General features: G+C 63.1%; 16 protein-coding genes and 1 tRNA gene. 8 read left to right on the top strand and 9 right to left on the bottom strand.

All coding sequences use genetic code 11. The features are described 5' to 3' along the window. Positions 1–55 precede the first annotated feature (55 nt). The 5 genes from rlmH to LPB73_RS26070 form a co-directional block, all read right to left on the bottom strand. A complete protein-coding gene (gene rlmH / locus LPB73_RS26090) occupies positions 56–538 on the bottom strand; it encodes a 23S rRNA (pseudouridine(1915)-N(3))-methyltransferase RlmH (RefSeq protein ID WP_089263230.1) in 483 nt (160 codons plus the stop codon). Positions 539–584: 46 nt separating this feature from the next. After that, the gene (gene rsfS, locus LPB73_RS26085) at positions 585–998 is read right to left on the bottom strand and encodes a ribosome silencing factor (RefSeq protein WP_068730459.1); all 414 of its coding nucleotides are present in this window, start codon (positions 996–998) and stop codon (positions 585–587) included. Positions 999–1310: 312 nt separating this feature from the next. Beyond that, entirely contained in the window at positions 1311–1940 is a 630-nt protein-coding gene (locus tag LPB73_RS26080; RefSeq protein ID WP_256461223.1) for a nicotinate-nucleotide adenylyltransferase, read from the bottom strand. Positions 1941–1970: 30 nt separating this feature from the next. Beyond that, positions 1971–3263 (bottom strand): glutamate-5-semialdehyde dehydrogenase, encoded by a 1293-nt coding sequence (locus LPB73_RS26075; RefSeq protein WP_231078679.1) that lies wholly within the window; start codon positions 3261–3263, stop codon positions 1971–1973. A 76-nt stretch (positions 3264–3339) separates the two neighbouring features. Next, positions 3340–4314 carry a LysR family transcriptional regulator gene (locus LPB73_RS26070; protein ID WP_175369300.1) on the bottom strand — a complete coding sequence of 325 codons (975 nt, stop codon included), beginning with the start codon at positions 4312–4314 and terminating at the stop codon, positions 3340–3342. Positions 4315–4396: 82 nt separating this feature from the next. Here LPB73_RS26070 and LPB73_RS26065 point away from each other — a divergent pair, with 82 nt between their 5' ends. Genes LPB73_RS26065 through LPB73_RS26040 form a run of 6 tightly spaced genes read left to right on the top strand, consistent with a single transcriptional unit; the run spans position 4397 to position 8969 of the window. After that, positions 4397–5410 carry an ABC transporter substrate-binding protein gene (locus LPB73_RS26065; RefSeq protein WP_231078678.1) on the top strand — a complete coding sequence of 338 codons (1014 nt, stop codon included), beginning with the start codon at positions 4397–4399 and terminating at the stop codon, positions 5408–5410. After that, positions 5410–6138 (top strand): pyrimidine utilization protein B, encoded by a 729-nt coding sequence (gene rutB, locus LPB73_RS26060; protein WP_089263220.1) that lies wholly within the window; start codon positions 5410–5412, stop codon positions 6136–6138. Before LPB73_RS26065 ends, rutB begins: the two co-directional genes overlap by 1 nt. Before the next feature lie 7 nt (positions 6139–6145). Beyond that, on the top strand, positions 6146–6532 hold the full coding sequence (gene rutC / locus LPB73_RS26055; protein ID WP_093757765.1) for a pyrimidine utilization protein C: 387 nt from the start codon (positions 6146–6148) through the stop codon (positions 6530–6532). Between the two features lies 1 nt (position 6533). Continuing rightward, a complete protein-coding gene (locus LPB73_RS26050) occupies positions 6534–7325 on the top strand; it encodes an ABC transporter permease (RefSeq protein ID WP_089263216.1) in 792 nt (263 codons plus the stop codon). A 31-nt stretch (positions 7326–7356) separates the two neighbouring features. Beyond that, on the top strand, positions 7357–8157 hold the full coding sequence (rutD, locus tag LPB73_RS26045; protein WP_231078677.1) for a pyrimidine utilization protein D: 801 nt from the start codon (positions 7357–7359) through the stop codon (positions 8155–8157). Continuing rightward, positions 8154–8969 (top strand): ABC transporter ATP-binding protein, encoded by an 816-nt coding sequence (locus tag LPB73_RS26040; protein WP_231078676.1) that lies wholly within the window; start codon positions 8154–8156, stop codon positions 8967–8969. Before rutD ends, LPB73_RS26040 begins: the two co-directional genes overlap by 4 nt. Positions 8970–9025: 56 nt before the next feature. On the opposite strand, the gene LPB73_RS26035 is transcribed toward LPB73_RS26040, so the two are convergent. The 4 genes from LPB73_RS26035 to LPB73_RS26020 form a co-directional block, all read right to left on the bottom strand. Then, positions 9026–9101, bottom strand: a tRNA-Thr gene (locus tag LPB73_RS26035). A gap of 154 nt (positions 9102–9255) precedes the next feature. Continuing rightward, entirely contained in the window at positions 9256–10971 is a 1716-nt protein-coding gene (locus tag LPB73_RS26030; protein WP_231078675.1) for a heme biosynthesis protein HemY, read from the bottom strand. 7 nt (positions 10972–10978) lie between these two features. Next, a complete protein-coding gene (locus LPB73_RS26025) occupies positions 10979–12142 on the bottom strand; it encodes a COG4223 family protein (RefSeq protein ID WP_231078674.1) in 1164 nt (387 codons plus the stop codon). 56 nt (positions 12143–12198) lie between these two features. Further along, positions 12199–12945 (bottom strand): uroporphyrinogen-III synthase, encoded by a 747-nt coding sequence (locus tag LPB73_RS26020; protein ID WP_231078673.1) that lies wholly within the window; start codon positions 12943–12945, stop codon positions 12199–12201. Positions 12946–13090: 145 nt separating this feature from the next. Between LPB73_RS26020 and tsaD the strand changes: the two genes are divergently transcribed. Together tsaD and LPB73_RS26010 are read left to right on the top strand one after the other, a co-directional pair. Then, the gene (tsaD, locus tag LPB73_RS26015) at positions 13091–14164 is read left to right on the top strand and encodes a tRNA (adenosine(37)-N6)-threonylcarbamoyltransferase complex transferase subunit TsaD (protein ID WP_120288082.1); all 1074 of its coding nucleotides are present in this window, start codon (positions 13091–13093) and stop codon (positions 14162–14164) included. Positions 14165–14174: 10 nt separating this feature from the next. Then, positions 14175–15155 carry an NAD(P)H-dependent glycerol-3-phosphate dehydrogenase gene (locus LPB73_RS26010; protein WP_231078672.1) on the top strand — a complete coding sequence of 327 codons (981 nt, stop codon included), beginning with the start codon at positions 14175–14177 and terminating at the stop codon, positions 15153–15155. The last annotated feature ends 3 nt before the right edge of the window (positions 15156–15158 follow it).

The raw sequence follows: 15158 nt of genomic DNA, 5'->3' as shown, positions 1-15158 counted from the left end.
GCATCGTGGTTTCGACAGCGCCTTCTTTCAAACGCGATACGCTCAATATAGCGAGCTAAACGCGGTGATACGGGTGGCCAGCTAAAATTGTAGCGGCCCGGTAAATCTGTTCCAGAAGCATGACGCGAACCATTTGATGCGGCCAGGTCGCCGAGCCGAATGCAATGCTCAGTTTGGCTTTGCGCCGCAATTCGGGCGAAAGTCCGTCCGCCCCGCCGATGACAAAAACATTATGCGGCACCGATTCGTCCCGCCACTTCCCGATATGGCGAGCGAAACTGGCACTGTCCACGCTGCTGCCACGCTCGTCGAGCGCTACTAATACAGCCTTTTCCGGAATCAGCGCCGAAATCGCCGCTGCTTCCTCATTGATCCGGGTCGCCGCATCGCGTGCGCGGCTTTCCGAAATTTCATGAATCGCAAGGCCGCGAAAACCGAGCTTGCGGCCAATATCGTCGAAACGATCACGGTACCGTTCCGCGAGCTCGCGTTCCGGACCCTGCTTGAGCTTGCCGATGGAAATCACAAGAAGATGCATTGGCGCAGACTAGCACGCGTCGCGCCGTTGCCGAATTCCCGCTGGCTCAAACAGCCTTCAGATCGATCCGCGGTTCATCCGACGGGCTCTGCGTCCACAAACGTTCCAGATTGTAGAATTCGCGAACTTCAGGCCGGAAGACATGCAGGATGACTTCGCCGGTATCGATCAGCACCCAATCGCAATTGGACAGGCCTTCGACATGCAGCTTCTTCTGACCGGCTTCCTTGAGACCTTTGGCGACATTTTCGGCCACTGCGCCGACATGGCGGTTCGACCGGCCGGTGGTCACAACCATGTAATCGGAGAAAGCCGACTTGCCGCGCAGGTCGATGGTCACCGTTTCCTCGGCCTTCATGTCGTCAAGGCGGGCGAGAACGAGATTGAGCGTTTCGGTCGCGCTATCGCGCACTGCCGCAGCAGATTTCTTTGCCTTGGGCGAAGCAACCTTCTTCGGAATGACAGCCTTCGGTGCAGCTTTTGCAGCAGCGGGTGTCTTGGCTGCAGCCTTCAGCTTTGCGGTTTTGGTTGCGGCAGCCTTTTTAGGCGCGGCAGCCTTCTTTACCGAAGCGGACTTCTTGGGTGGGGCAACCTTTGACGGGGCTTTCTTGGCGCCCGTCTTGGACAATACAGAAGTGGCCAGAGGACCATTCCTTTCACTGTATTGGGACGCCGAATCCGACGCCCGGTGAGATCAAGTATGCATGTGGGAATGCCGGATTCAATATTCCAGCGCCCGCCCTATAGCACTTATCGGGCGAGTGTTGTGGAATTACGTCTTCCAGCTGCCATCCGGGTTCCGCAGCCGGGTGGAGGACAGATTCAGCTTCAAACCGGTCAAAAATACCCATGCGGGGGGCTTCAGGTCGGCCAATGACCCAGCGTCCTGCTCCGGTATCCGGTAACGGCCGAGGGCCTGGGCGGCGGTCGATGCCAGTCCCTGGAAGCTCTGCGGCGGTCGGTCGATGACCGCAAAGGGCACCTCTCCGGCAATCACCTGCCAGCTCTCCCAGCGGTGAAACTGGGCGAGATTGTCGGCACCCATGATCCAGACAAATCGTGCTTGCGAACATCGACGTCGGAGGTAGCTGATGGTGTCGACGGTATAGCGCGTACCGATGACACTCTCGAGACAGGTGATATCGATGCGCGGATGATCGGCCATCGCCTTCGCAGCCGCTGCGCGCTCGGCGAGATCGTGCAGATTGCGTTGATCCTTCAGCGGATTGCCCGGCGACACCAGCCACCAGACGCGATCGAGCTGCAGCCGTTTCATCGCGAACAGGCTGATAGCCCGATGCGCGGCATGCGGCGGATTGAACGATCCGCCAAGCAGACCGATCCGCATGCCGGGACTATGTGGCGGTATGCCCTGCGCCGGCGGGACTGAATGCAAATCCAATTCAGTCTCCACGCGCCGAAACGCACATCATCACGGCCTGGTCTGTCCGGTGCCGTGAATGCGATATTTGAAACTGGTGAGCTGCTCGGCACCGACCGGGCCGCGCGCATGGAATTTGCCGGTGGCGATTCCGATTTCGGCACCGAAGCCGAATTCACCGCCATCGGCAAACTGCGTCGAGGCGTTATGCAGTACAATCGCCGAATCCACTTCGTTGAGAAACTTCGTGGCCACCGCAACGTCTTCGGTGACGATCGCATCGGTGTGATGCGAACCGTGATCGCGAATATGCGCGAGCGCGTCATCGACACCATCGACGACCCTGGCCGAGATGATCGCGTCTTCGTATTCGGTGTCCCAGTCCTCGTCCGTTGCAGGCTTGACGCGCACATCGGCCTGCTGCACGACGGCGTCACCGCGCACCTCGCAGCCGGCATCAATCAGCATTTCCACCAGCGGCTTGAGATGCGTACCTGCCACCGCGCGGTCGATCAGCAGCGTTTCCGTCGCGCCGCAGACACCGGGACGGCGCATCTTCGCATTCAGCACGATCGATTTCGCCATATCGAGCTTGGCGGTACGATCGACATAGGTGTGATTGACGCCTTCGAGATGTGCGAATACCGGGACCCGCGCTTCGGCCTCGACACGCGCGACCAGGCTCTTACCGCCGCGCGGCACGATCACATCGACGCCGCCATTGAGGCCGGTGAGCAGCAAGCCAACCGCCGCACGATCGCGCGTCGGCACGAGCGTAATCGCGGCTTCCGGCAGACCGGCTTCACGCAGGCCCTGCACCAGACATTCATGAATTGCACGGCAGGAGCGGAAACTGTCGGAGCCGCCGCGCAAGATCACGGCATTGCCGGACTTCAGGCACAGTACGCCGGCATCCGCCGCAACATTCGGACGGCTTTCGAAAATCACCGCAACGACGCCGAGCGGTACGCGCACGCGCTCGATGGTCATGCCATTCGGCCGCTGCCAGCTTTCGGTGACGGCGCCGACGGGATCGGCGATGTCATGGATCACACGGATGCCATCAGCCATCGCATGCACGCGCGCTTCGGTCAGGGTCAGCCGATCGATAAAGGCCGATGTCGCGCCATTGGCGCGCACCTCGGCGACATCCTCGGCATTGGCCGCCAGGATCGCCGGCGCACCGGCGCGTATCGCGCGCTCCATGGCCGCAAGCGCCCGGTTCTTTTGCTCCGTTGGAGCCACCGCCAACGCACGCGCAGCCGCACGGGCGCTCCGGGCGAGGTCGTTCATCAGGACAGACAAATCTGCCGATCCGTCGATGGCTTTCAGCGAGGCGGTCATAAGGGGCTCAAATTAGCGGAATAGGACTGTTCATCCCAAAATAGGGACTCATGGGAGCAAGGTCAAAGCGTGTTCGCTACCACCCGGCAGCAGTGCGCTCGCGGATCGATTGCGCCACGAGCTGGATGCCGCGGTAAAGCGCGCGACCGGCCGGCGACAGGTCACGCCCCACGCGACGGATCAGATACAGATCGCGCTCAATGACCGGATCGAGCAGCCTGCGGAAGGTCAGCACGGGGTGGTCCGTCGCCGGCAACGCCAGACCTGGCAATGGCGCCACGCCGACGCCGGCCTCGACCATGGCGAGCAGGGTCGCCGGGTGTTCGGCCTCATGCAGCGGGTTGCTACGCCCCAGTTCCTGCAGACCGCGTTCCATTTCCAACCGGATCCCGGTGCCGGTCGCCATTGCGATCATGCCTGCAGCGACGCCGTCCATCCAGTTCACGGTGCTTTGTGACGCCAGCTGATGATCCCGCCGCATCACCAGCGCAAAACGGTCCGTCAGCAGCTTCGTCGCGTCAAGATCCGCATCCTCACCCGGCACATTGGCGATGCCGAGCTCGGCGTCGCCGCTGCGCAGCCCGGCAATGATCTGATGCCGTGACACTTCCTTGAGCGTCACGCTCACCATGGGATATTCGCGCTGGAAGTTCGCCAACACCACCGGCATCAGACGCAACGCCACCGACGGCACGCAGGCCACCGTAACATGGCCGCGGCGATGCTCGCGCAGATCGCGTAAATCCTGAATTTGGTGATCGAGATCCGCCAGCAGGCGTTGGATCCCCGGCAGGAATTCGGCACCGACCTTGCTGAGTTGAACGCTGCGCGTCGTCCGGTCCAGCAGCCGGACCTGCAGCTCGTCCTCGAGCTGGCGAACGGCCTGGCTGAGGGCGGACTGGGAGACGCCAAGTTTCCGCGCAGCCCGGCTGAAGCTGCCGGCCTGAACCACCTCGGCGAAGGCACGGAGTTGCCGGAGGTCAATATTCATAAGCATTACAGATAAATATATCTGTTTTTCCCGACTTGTTAATGAAATTAACGGGTGCAAGAATTTTATGCGAAAACCAGCTGCGGCTAAAAACTATGCAGCACACCATCTGACATCGGCAATGGCGGCGAGGGACAGAGGCATGATCGACAGGCGCAACCTACTCAAATATTCGCTCATTGGCGCCGCAGCGGCCCCGTTTGCTGGCCTGGGAGGCCCGGCCTTTGCCGCCGGCCGCAAGGTGCTGGTGTCGGAAGCCATCCGGCTCGGCATGTATGCCTCGCTCTATGTCGCAACCGACAAAGGCTTGTTCACCAAGCACGGCCTCGACACCGACCTGTCGACCGCGGGCGGCATCGCCCTGCCGGTGCCGATCCTGCTGTCCGGCCGCGGCCAGATCGGCGTCACCAGCCCTGGCATGTCGGTCAACGCCACGCGTGAAGGCGGCAAGCTCAAGAATATCGCCAAGATCGTCGGCGGCGTATCGATGTGGGGAATGACCCGCCCGGACACCAAGATCACCACCATCGATGACCTCCGCGGCAAGACCATCGCGACGCTGAAATTTCCGTCCTCGACGATCCAGGTCCCGACTTACGCGATGAAGACGGTCGGCAAGTTCGACCCCAAGGAAGCGGGCGTCACCTTCCTGGAATTGCCACCGGGCGCCCAGGCCGCAGCCGTCAAGGATGGCCGTGCCGACATCGCCACCGCATTCGAATGGGATATCAGCATCGGCGCCGAACAGTTTGGCCTCGTACCGTCGCTATCATTCGCCGATCTGCTTGGTCCGCTGTGTTTCACGACGGCCATGGCCACCGAAGACGTGATCGCCTCCAACCCGGAGGCGGTGCAAGGCTTCTGTAACGCCATCGCCGAGGCGCAGAAGATGATGCACGAGAACAATGCTGTCTTCACCGAGGTCGCAGAGAAGTACTTTCCGAAAGTCTCGCCGTCGGTGGTCGGAAATGCGACGAAGAACTTCTTTGGCAGCAAGACGGCGATTCCGAAAAACCCCACCATCTCCGCCGAGGAATGGGATCGCGCGATGTTGCTGGAACAAGGCGGCGGCGCAGTCTCAACGACGCTTCCCTATGCACAAATGGTCGACAATCGCTTCGCCGAGAAAGCGACCAAAGAATTCGGATTGGCGTGATGTCGGTCTCAACCAGCTTTCCGCCTGAACGGCGCTACGTCACCTTGCCCGCACGCCCCGAGCCGTTGCGGCTCGCGGTCGAGGAGACCGCAGTCATCGTGGTCGACATGCAGAACGCCTACGCGTCGCCGAACGGCTATCTGGATCTCGCGGGCTTCGACGTGACCGGCGCCAAGGCAGCGATCGTGGCCGTCAAGGAGACGCTGGAGGTCGCGCGCGAGGCCGGCGTCACTGTGATCTATTTCCAGAACGGCTGGGACGCCGACTATGTCGAGGCCGGCGGTCCGGGCTCCCCGAACTGGCACAAATCGAACGCACTCAAGACCATGCGCGCGCGCCCGGAATTGCAAGGCAGCCTGCTCGCCAAGGGTGGCTGGGACTACGCGCTCGTCGATGAACTCCAGCCGCAGCCCGGCGACATCGTGGTACCGAAGCCGCGCTACAGCGGCTTCTTCAACAGCCAGTTCGACAGCATCCTGCGCGCGCGCGGCATCCGCAATCTCGTCTTCTGCGGAGTTGCCACCAATGTTTGCGTGGAATCGACCCTGCGCGACGGCTTCCATCTCGAATATTTCGGCGTGATGCTCGAAGACGCGACGCATCAGGCCGGCCCCGACTACGTCCAGAAGGCGGCTGTCTTCAACATCGAAACCTTCTTCGGCTGGGTTTCCAGCACGGCCGATTTCCGCCGCGCATTCGCGCAGACTGAAACCTCCACGAAAGCCTGAGGATCCCATGACAGATCGCGCGATTATTCCGCCCGGCACTCATCCGCCGCTCGCACCTTACTCGCCCGGCATGATGGCCGACGGCGTGATCTATGTGTCCGGCACGCTGGCCTTCGACAAGAACAACGACGTCGTTCATGTCGGCGATGCGGCGGCGCAGACCCGGCACATCCTTGAGACGATCAAGAGCGTGCTGACTGCCGCAGGCGCCACGATGGCCGATGTCACCTTCAACTCCATCTTCGTAACCGATTGGGCCAATTACGGCGCCGTCAATAAGGTCTATGCCGAATACTTCCCCGGCGAGAAGCCGGCTCGCTACTGCATCCAGTGCGGACTGGTGAAACCGGATTGCCTCGTCGAGATCGCGTCGATCGCACACAAGCGAGCTTGATGTGACGACCATCGAAGCCACCCAAGCCAATGTCGCGCGGCGGCTGATGCCGCCGGTCCTGCGGATCGCGCTGCTGCAAGTGGCACTGCTAGCTCTGTTACTTGCTGCCTGGGAAATTGCGATCAGCTTCAAATGGATCGCGGTCTATCTCTACGGACGGCCAAGCGGCATCTTCGCCAAGGCCTCTATTCTGATCGCCAACGGAGAACTCCTGCGCGATGCTGCGCTGACTGCCTGGGAAGCCATCGCCGGATTCCTGATCGGCACTATTGCCGGCAGCGCCGTCGGGCTGCTGCTCTGGCTGTTTCCCACCAGCGCGGCGGTGCTGCGCCCCTATCTCATCGCGCTCAACGGCTTGCCGAAGATCGCACTCGCACCCTTGATTATCGTGTGGTTCGGAATCGGCATCTCGTCGAAGATCGCCATCGCCGCCATCATTACCTTCATCGTCGCGGTGATCACCGCGCAACAGGGCGCCAAGGAAGTCGATAGCGACCTGATCAAGTTGATGCGCTCGCTCGGTGCCAGCCGATGGAAGACCTGGCGTACTGTCGTCATTCCGGGCGCCATGCCGTGGATCGTGTCCGCCTTCCGTCTCAATGTCGGCTTCGCGCTGATCGGCGCAGTCGTCGGCGAATACATCGCCTCGAAAGAGGGCCTCGGCTACATGATCTATTATGCCGGCGTGCTCTACGATTTGAACGCCGTGTGGGTCGGCATCGCCGCGCTCATGGCCGTGGCGCTACTGATGTACGGCGCGATCGACATTCTCGAACGCCGCCTGCGCTTCTGACTTTCCATCGCTCGAACCCGCAAGACAACCCATGCCCTATGCAAGCGGCGGTGACGCCGACATCTATTACGAAACTCATGGACACGGAACGGCGATCCTCATGTCGGCCGGCATGGGCGGCAGCGGATCGTTCTGGACGCCACAGGTCGCAACACTCGCGCAGCGCCACCAGGTCATCCTCTACGACCACGTCGGCACCGGCCGCAGCGCTGATAACACCGCGCCGCCACGATCAATCTCGGGCATGGCCAACGACATCGCGCATGTGCTCGACCATGCCGGTGTCAGCAATGCACATGTAGTGGGCCATGCCATCGGCGGCATCGTCGGAATTGAACTTGCCCTGCGCGACCCCGCGCGCTTGCGCAGCCTGGTGGTGGTGAACGGCTGGGGTCGCGCCGATCCGTTCCTGCGGCGCTGTTTTGAAGTGCGCAAACAGATCCTGAATCAGTCCGGCCCGAAAGCCTATGTGCGTGCGCAGCCGCTGTTTCTCTATCCGCCGCGATGGATTTCCGACAATTCCGCGCAGCTTGACGCGGAAGAAGAGCGCATCCTCGCACACTTCCCGACAGCGGCGACGATGAACGCACGGATCGACATGTTTCTCGCCTTCGACCCCGGCGACGCTCTCGCGACCATTGCAACGCCGACACTGCTGGCCTCATCGCGAGACGACAGTCTGGTGCCGGCCTATCTCTCGCAACAACTGGCTGCCGCCATTCCGGGCGCGCGCATGCGCGAAGTGGAATGGGGCGCCCATGCCTTCACCGCCGTGATACCCGATGTTTTCAATAACATGCTGCTCGGCTTCTGCAGCGAGGTGGACGCATGAACGCTATGACGCAACTCGCAACACCGACCTCGACCACATCCGCCGTACTCAAGGCCGAACAGGTCGGCGCATCATTCGGAAGCGGCAAGCAATATGTCGAAGCCATCCGCGACGTCAGCTTCGAGCTGCGGCAGGGCGAGACGCTGGCGATCGTCGGCCCGTCCGGCTGCGGCAAGTCCACATTGTTCAATGTCATTGCCGGTTTGCTGAAACCGACGCGCGGCCATGTCGAGGTCGCAGGCATTCGCGTCGACGACGCCGCAGGACATGTCGGCTATATGCTCCAGAAGGATCTGCTGCTGCCGTGGCGTTCCGTCATCGACAATGTGATGCTCGGCTTGGAAGTGCGCGGTGCGCCGCGACAGACGTCGCGCGACATCGCCATGAAATTGATCCGCGCCTACGGCCTGGCCGGTTTCGAGAACGCCAAGCCCGCAACCTTGTCAGGCGGCATGCGCCAGCGCGTGGCCATCATGCGCACGCTGGCCTTCGACCCGCAGGTGATCCTGCTGGATGAGCCGTTCTCGGCGCTGGATTTCCAGACCCGCCTGCTGCTGCAGGCCGACGTGTCACGCATCATCGCCGAAAATGGCAAGAGCGCCATTCTGGTCACCCATGACATCGGCGAAGCCATCGCCATGGCCGACCGCGTTCTGGTGCTGAGCGCACGTCCGGCGACCGTGCGGGCGCTGCATGTCATCGATCTGCCCAAAGCAGGCCGCGATCCCGTGGCGCTGCGCACCGACGCTGCCTTCCAGGCCTATTTCGCCAAGATCTGGGCCGACCTGGAAATGCCGGCCACCGCCGCGTAAGGCACCAAAGCTGCGACTGACTGCTGCGACTGAAACGGATGGCGCCGGAGCGCAAATGGTGCCGCAAACAGGACTCGAACCTGTGACCCCGTCATTACGAATGACGTGCTCTACCAACTGAGCTATTGCGGCGAACCAAGCGGCGATTCGGCTTTTCGGCCGAAAACGCTGGGGCATCTGATATCGCCCGGGGCGTTGCTTTGCAAGAAGCGGCGGCGAATCTCGCGACCGAAAAGCGCAACGAACCACCCACTGAAACCGGCCATTTGGGCCTGAATCGGGGCTGTTATCCGCCCCAGCGCCGTAGAAACCCGCGCCAACCGCCCTGTTGCTGGCCTGCATTCAGCTCGGCGAATTCATCGCGATAATCGTCTGCCTCGTCCACGCCGGGATCGTCCGGGGGCCTGACGATGGGAATGACGGCTGGAATGGCGACAGCGGGCTTAGCGGCGCTGGCGATATCGGTGCGATCACGGAACAGCGGTGGCGGCGCGGGGGCCGGTTTCGGGAGCGGCGGCGGCGCCTCGGCGGGCTCGAGCGTGGCAGCGGCCACCGGTTCGGGCTGTGCTGGTACTTCAGGTTCCGCCGCGAGATCCTGAACCGGCGCGACAGGCGTGATCTCGGCTGGCACGGGCACCACGGGTTTTGGCATCGCGGGCGGCGGAGCCAGCACGGTTTCGCGCAAAATCTCGGTCTCAATCGTCGAGGCCCTGTCCGACGGCAGCGCGGCCAGCGGCGTCTGCCACTGGAACGCATCAATTCGGCCGGTGACCGGCGACACCGGCCGCCAGCGATCGGACACATAGCCGTCGGCGGTCCAGACCGGATCATGCAACGCGCGCACGGCACGCAATGTCCAGGCGCGGGCGCGGCCGCTGTCGCCATGTTCGGTACGTTCGATTTCCGCCATCAGCATCGCAACGCGCTGGGTGGAATCGGTCGTGAACGGCGCCAGTGCTTCGCGGGCGCGTGTGAATTCGGCGGCATCGATGGCCGCTCGGGCAATCGCCAGCGCGCCTTCGATATGGCCTGGCGCTTTCGACGCCAGCGTCTCGACACGCACCAGCCGCTGCCGCGCGGAATCGCCGAGCTTCACATGGGCATAGGCGTCGGCGAGATCCGGATGCGGCTGCGCCAGCCACGCTGTCTCGATGATCTTCATTGCCCGACGGGTCTGATGCGCCTCGCTCTGGAATCGGCTGGCGAGAACGGCGGCCGGCACCAAAGTTGGCGCAAGCTTGATCGCCTCGGTCACGCTGTCGCGGGACAGATCGCGATCTTGTGTCTCAAGCTCCAGCGCACGCGCGGTGAGCAGCACGCCGCGCTGCCGACGAAACGCCGCGCGATCGATCAGGCCAGAGGCAAAATTGTTGTCGAGGATTTTCAGCGCGCCGGTCCAATCGCTCTGCGCGCAGCGGAAGCCAAGAACGGCTTGCGACGCCCATGTCGATGCCGGCGATAATTTAAGCGCTTCTTCGGCAATCGTCACGGCGGCGACGGGATCGTCGCTGCGCTGCGCTTCGATGAACAGACCGCGCAGACCCAGCAGCCGCGTATCGCCACGCTCAGCCATCGCCTGAAACGCACGATGCGCACCGGCGCGATCGCCATCGAGCTGGGCGGACTGGGCATGCAGCAACAGAGCGAGCGGATCGTCAGTCGTCAAACGTTTGGCGATATCGGCATGACGCCGCGCGGCGTGGCCATCGCCCTGCCCGATCGCCAGCAGACCATGCGTGATGGCCTGACGTCCGCGCGTCTGACGCTTTTCATGGCGACGACGGCGCATTCGCTTCGGCGCGCCCCACAAACCACGCAGGAGCGACCAGGCGAACACCACCGCGACGATTGTCAGGCCGAGCACCAGCACAAACACCGGCACCGACGGCGAAGCGCGCCAGACGCCCCAGGATATCACGACATCGCCGGGCTGATCGGCGACCCAGGCGGCGCCAGCGGCCGCAAGTGCTATCAACACAAGAAACAGAATAATGCGGAACATCGGATTCCTATGGCGCCGGTTTGGAAAGCGCCGCCATCGCGTCGGCTGCGAATTGACGTGAAGCCGCCAGCGCTGCATCGCGCATATCGACTCTATCGAGCCAGGGCTGAACCACGGCACGATCCGCTGGCGACAGCGTCAGCAACTCACGCCTGGCCGTGGCGATATCGTTGCTGCGCGCAGCCGCAGACGCGCGTGACACAGCGCCGCTGTTGCTACCTGCGCCGACAGCATCGGTGCGCTCGATGCGCACCAGCTTGGCCGCGCCGGCCTGCAGACGATCCATGAAACCTGCGCCTACCGCAGGCGTGTCCGCCGGAGCGGGTGTGAGCTTCGGTAACACTGCAAGCAGTTCACGGCTGAGCGCGACTGTGTTTGGTAGGCCCGTCGTTGCAAACGCATCGAGCGGCTTCAGCTGATTGGCATTGCCGGCAAGCGGTTTGACCGCCGCAAGCGCCGTCGCAAAGGGCTCACCTTGACGCACCGACGTATCGAGCAACGATGCCACAACGACACGGCGCAAGACCGTGTCATCGAAAGGTTTGGTATTCTGTTGGGCGGCCGAAGACTTCAACTCGTCGGCTGCACGTTCGATCTGCCCGAGCCGCTCATTGATCGGCCCGAGATCGACCACACCGGTCGCGGTGCGCGGCGCGGATTTGAGTTGATTGATGTCGGCGACGACACGATCCGATTGCGCCTTCGCGGCAGTGAGATCGCCGCGCAATCCCACGATGGATTTCTCAAGCGTATCGATCCGCGTTGCCAGACCCGTATCCGGCGCAGCAAGCGGGCGCGCTTCGATCTGTGCAACGCGAGAGGTCAGCGCATCGACATCTGCCTTGTCGCTCGAAGCAATGCCGCTCAGGCCGAACCATGCGATCCCGGCGACAAACGCACCGGCAACCGCGCCAACGGCGGCGGGAACCAAGACAGGTGCACGCGCAGGCGAGACGGGCGCCTGCTTTTCAGCCCCAGCCTCCGCGGCGGGTTCGGACGGCGGCATGTCCGACGGCGCGGTATCGATGGACTCCGATGCTGTTTCCGGTAGCGCAGGCTCCGCTGCAGCCGGACGCTCGGTGACCTCGGCAGCCGTCAATTCGATGGTTGGCGGCGGCCGCTTGGGCCGACCGGCATCCGGAGACGATCCTGTATCGCTATCGTCGGCCATCGCGTCGGTTCCCTCGTGGCATGCCCGATCCCTACCGGGATTTGGTCACAGCAGTCTTAACGCGATAATGGCGCGATGGCACGTTCCAGCGCAGCGAACAGGGCATTTTCGTCCGGAGTCTGCGCCACCACGACCTGGGTAGCCCCGGCATCATGCGCAATCGTGCCGACCGCAGCTGAAAGGCAATAGTGTGGAACTGCGAGGGCAGCGATCTCGACGCCCGACAAGCCCACCGCCTGGAAGAATGCCCGCGCGCTCCGCCGCGAATAATGCAGCACGGCCTCGATTCTGCCGGCCACGAAGGCCGCAGCAACATCATTCGGCAGATCGGCCACCGGCATCATCCGGTAGGTGGTTTGTGTCACCACCGTGAAACCACGCGCACCGAGTTCGCCAGCGAGATCCCGCGCAAGATCGGCGCCGGCCAGATAAAGGAGCGGGCGGGTCTTGTTCAGCAGCTTGCTCTTGCTGCTCTCCGTCAATAGGTCCCGCAGCGCCGCAGCATCACCTTCGGCGGACACGACCTTGGCAAAGCCGAGATCGCGCGCGGCCTCTGCGGTCCGGTCGCCGACCGCGAACAGCGGCAGGTGAAGCAGGGTTGCTTGCACCGGCTGATCGGCGAGTGCGCGTAGCGCATTGGAGGACGTCACGATCACCGCGCCGAAATCCGCATCCGAATCGATGGACAGCATCACCTTTTCGAAGCGCAGCATCGGCGCCGCCAGCACCTCAAAGCCCCGCGCGCGCAAGGCGGCGGCGGTGCTGGTAGTGTCCGGCTGCGGGCGAGTGACGAGAATAGCCATATCTGAGGTCCGGTTTCGGGGGTCTCGCATGCCACGCAGGGCATCGAGTGATTGCACCTTGCAACCCCGCAATGCTACGCCGGGGACAGGAAAAGCCCGGATTTGGCTGATTTAGCAAGGACCGATAGTGACCACCGACCAACCGATGCTGGTGCTGGGAATCGAGACGACCTGCGATGAGACCGCGGCCGCCGTCATCGAACGCCAGCCCGACGGCAGCGGCAAGATCCTGTCCAATATCGTCCATTCGCAGATCGGTGACCACGCGCCCTATGGCGGCGTGGTGCCCGAGATCGCCGCGCGCGCCCATATCGACCTGCTCGACGGCATCGTCGGCCGCGCCATGAAGGACGCCGACGTCAATTTCGCGCAACTGAGCGGTGTGGCCGCAGCCGCCGGACCCGGCCTGATTGGCGGCGTCATTGTTGGTCTCACCACCGCAAAAGCCATAGCCATGGTGCATGACACCCCGCTGGTGGCCGTGAACCATCTCGAAGCCCATGCGCTGACGCCGCGGCTGACCACTTCCTTGGCGTTTCCGTATTGCCTGTTTCTCGTTTCCGGCGGTCATACCCAGATCGTCGCGGTGCTCGGCGTCGGCCACTACGTCCGGCTCGGCACCACCGTCGATGACGCCATGGGCGAAGCCTTCGACAAGGTCGCCAAGATGCTCGGCCTGCCCTATCCCGGCGGTCCGCAAGTGGAGCGGGCTGCTGCCGGTGGCGATCCCAAGCGCTTTGCGTTTCCGCGGCCGATGCTTGGCCGGCCCGATGCGAATTTTTCGCTCTCCGGTCTCAAGACTGCGGTCCGTAACGAAGCCAGCCGTCTCATTCCTTTGGAAGAGCAGGACATCGCGGATCTCTGCGCCAGCTTCCAGGCGGCGGCCCTGGAATCGACGGCGGATCGATTGAGCGTCGGCCTCAGATTGTTCGAAGACCAATTCGGCCCGCCGCACGCGCTGGTCGCAGCCGGCGGTGTCGCCTCCAACCAGGCGATCCGCGGCGCGCTGCAGGCCGTCGCCGCAAAAGCGCAGACCACGCTGATCATCCCGCCGCCGGCACTGTGCACCGACAACGGCGCGATGATCGCCTGGGCCGGCGCGGAACGTCTTGCGTTAGGACTCACCGACACGATGGAAGCACCGCCCCGCGCGCGCTGGCTGCTCGATGCTGACGCCAAGGCGCCGGCGGGCCATTCCAAATCCCGCGCGGCTTACTGACGGGAATACCATGAGCGACTTCAACTCTGTGGCGGTGATCGGCGCTGGTGCTTACGGCACGGCGCTGGCCGATGTCGCGGCGCGCGCCGGCCGCGAAACCGTGCTCTATGCACGCTCGACTGCAGCCGCCGAACTGATGCAGGTATCGCGCGCCAATCCGAGATTGCCCGGCGCAGCCATCGATGACTCTGTCTTCGTCACCGCCGATCTTTCGCTGCCAGCGCGCGCCGATATCATTCTGCTCGCCGTCCCGTCGCAGCAGTTGCGCGAGGCATTGACGGCGCTCGCGCCGCTATTGCCGGCAGGCGTTCCAGTGGTCGCCTGCGCCAAGGGCATCGAGCGCGGCAGTCACAAATTCATGACGGAAGTCATCGCCGACGTCGCACCGCATGCGATCCCTGCCATTCTGTCGGGACCGAATTTCGCCGACGATGTCGCAGCGGGCCTGCCCACGGCCGTGACACTCGCCTGCGCCGACGAGGATATCGCTGTCGCACTCGTGCAGGCCCTGGGTTCGGCGACGTTCCGTCCCTATCACTCCACCGATGTGCGCGGCGTCGAGATCGGCGGTGCGGCGAAGAACGTACTGGCAATTGCGGCGGGTATCGTCGCCGGCAAGCGGCTCGGCGCGTCGGCCCTTGCAGCACTCACAACGCGCGGCTTCAGCGAATTACTGCGACTAGGCATCGCATGTGGCGCGCGCACCGAGACGCTATCGGGACTGTCAGGTCTTGGCGATCTGATCTTGAGCTGTTCAAGCGCGCAATCGCGTAATTTTTCGCTCGGCGTTGCATTGGGCCGCGGCGAACAGCCTGCGCGCGACAAACTTGCCGAAGGCGAATTCACCGCACCTGTGCTGATCGAGCTTGCCGCATCGAAGGGCGTCGACATGCCGGTCGCAAATGCGGTCGCGGCAATTCTGGCCGGACAGGCAACCATCGATCAGGCAATCGATGGCCTGCTGACGCGGCCGTTCAAGGCAGAAGGTTAGAGA

The sequence above is a fragment of the Tardiphaga sp. 37S4 genome (genome assembly GCF_021044645.1).
In the GTDB taxonomy this organism is placed as follows: Bacteria; Pseudomonadota; Alphaproteobacteria; order Rhizobiales; family Xanthobacteraceae; genus Tardiphaga; species Tardiphaga robiniae.
Note: the sequence above shows the minus strand (reverse complement) of the source record. Positions and strands in the feature narration are given on the sequence as shown.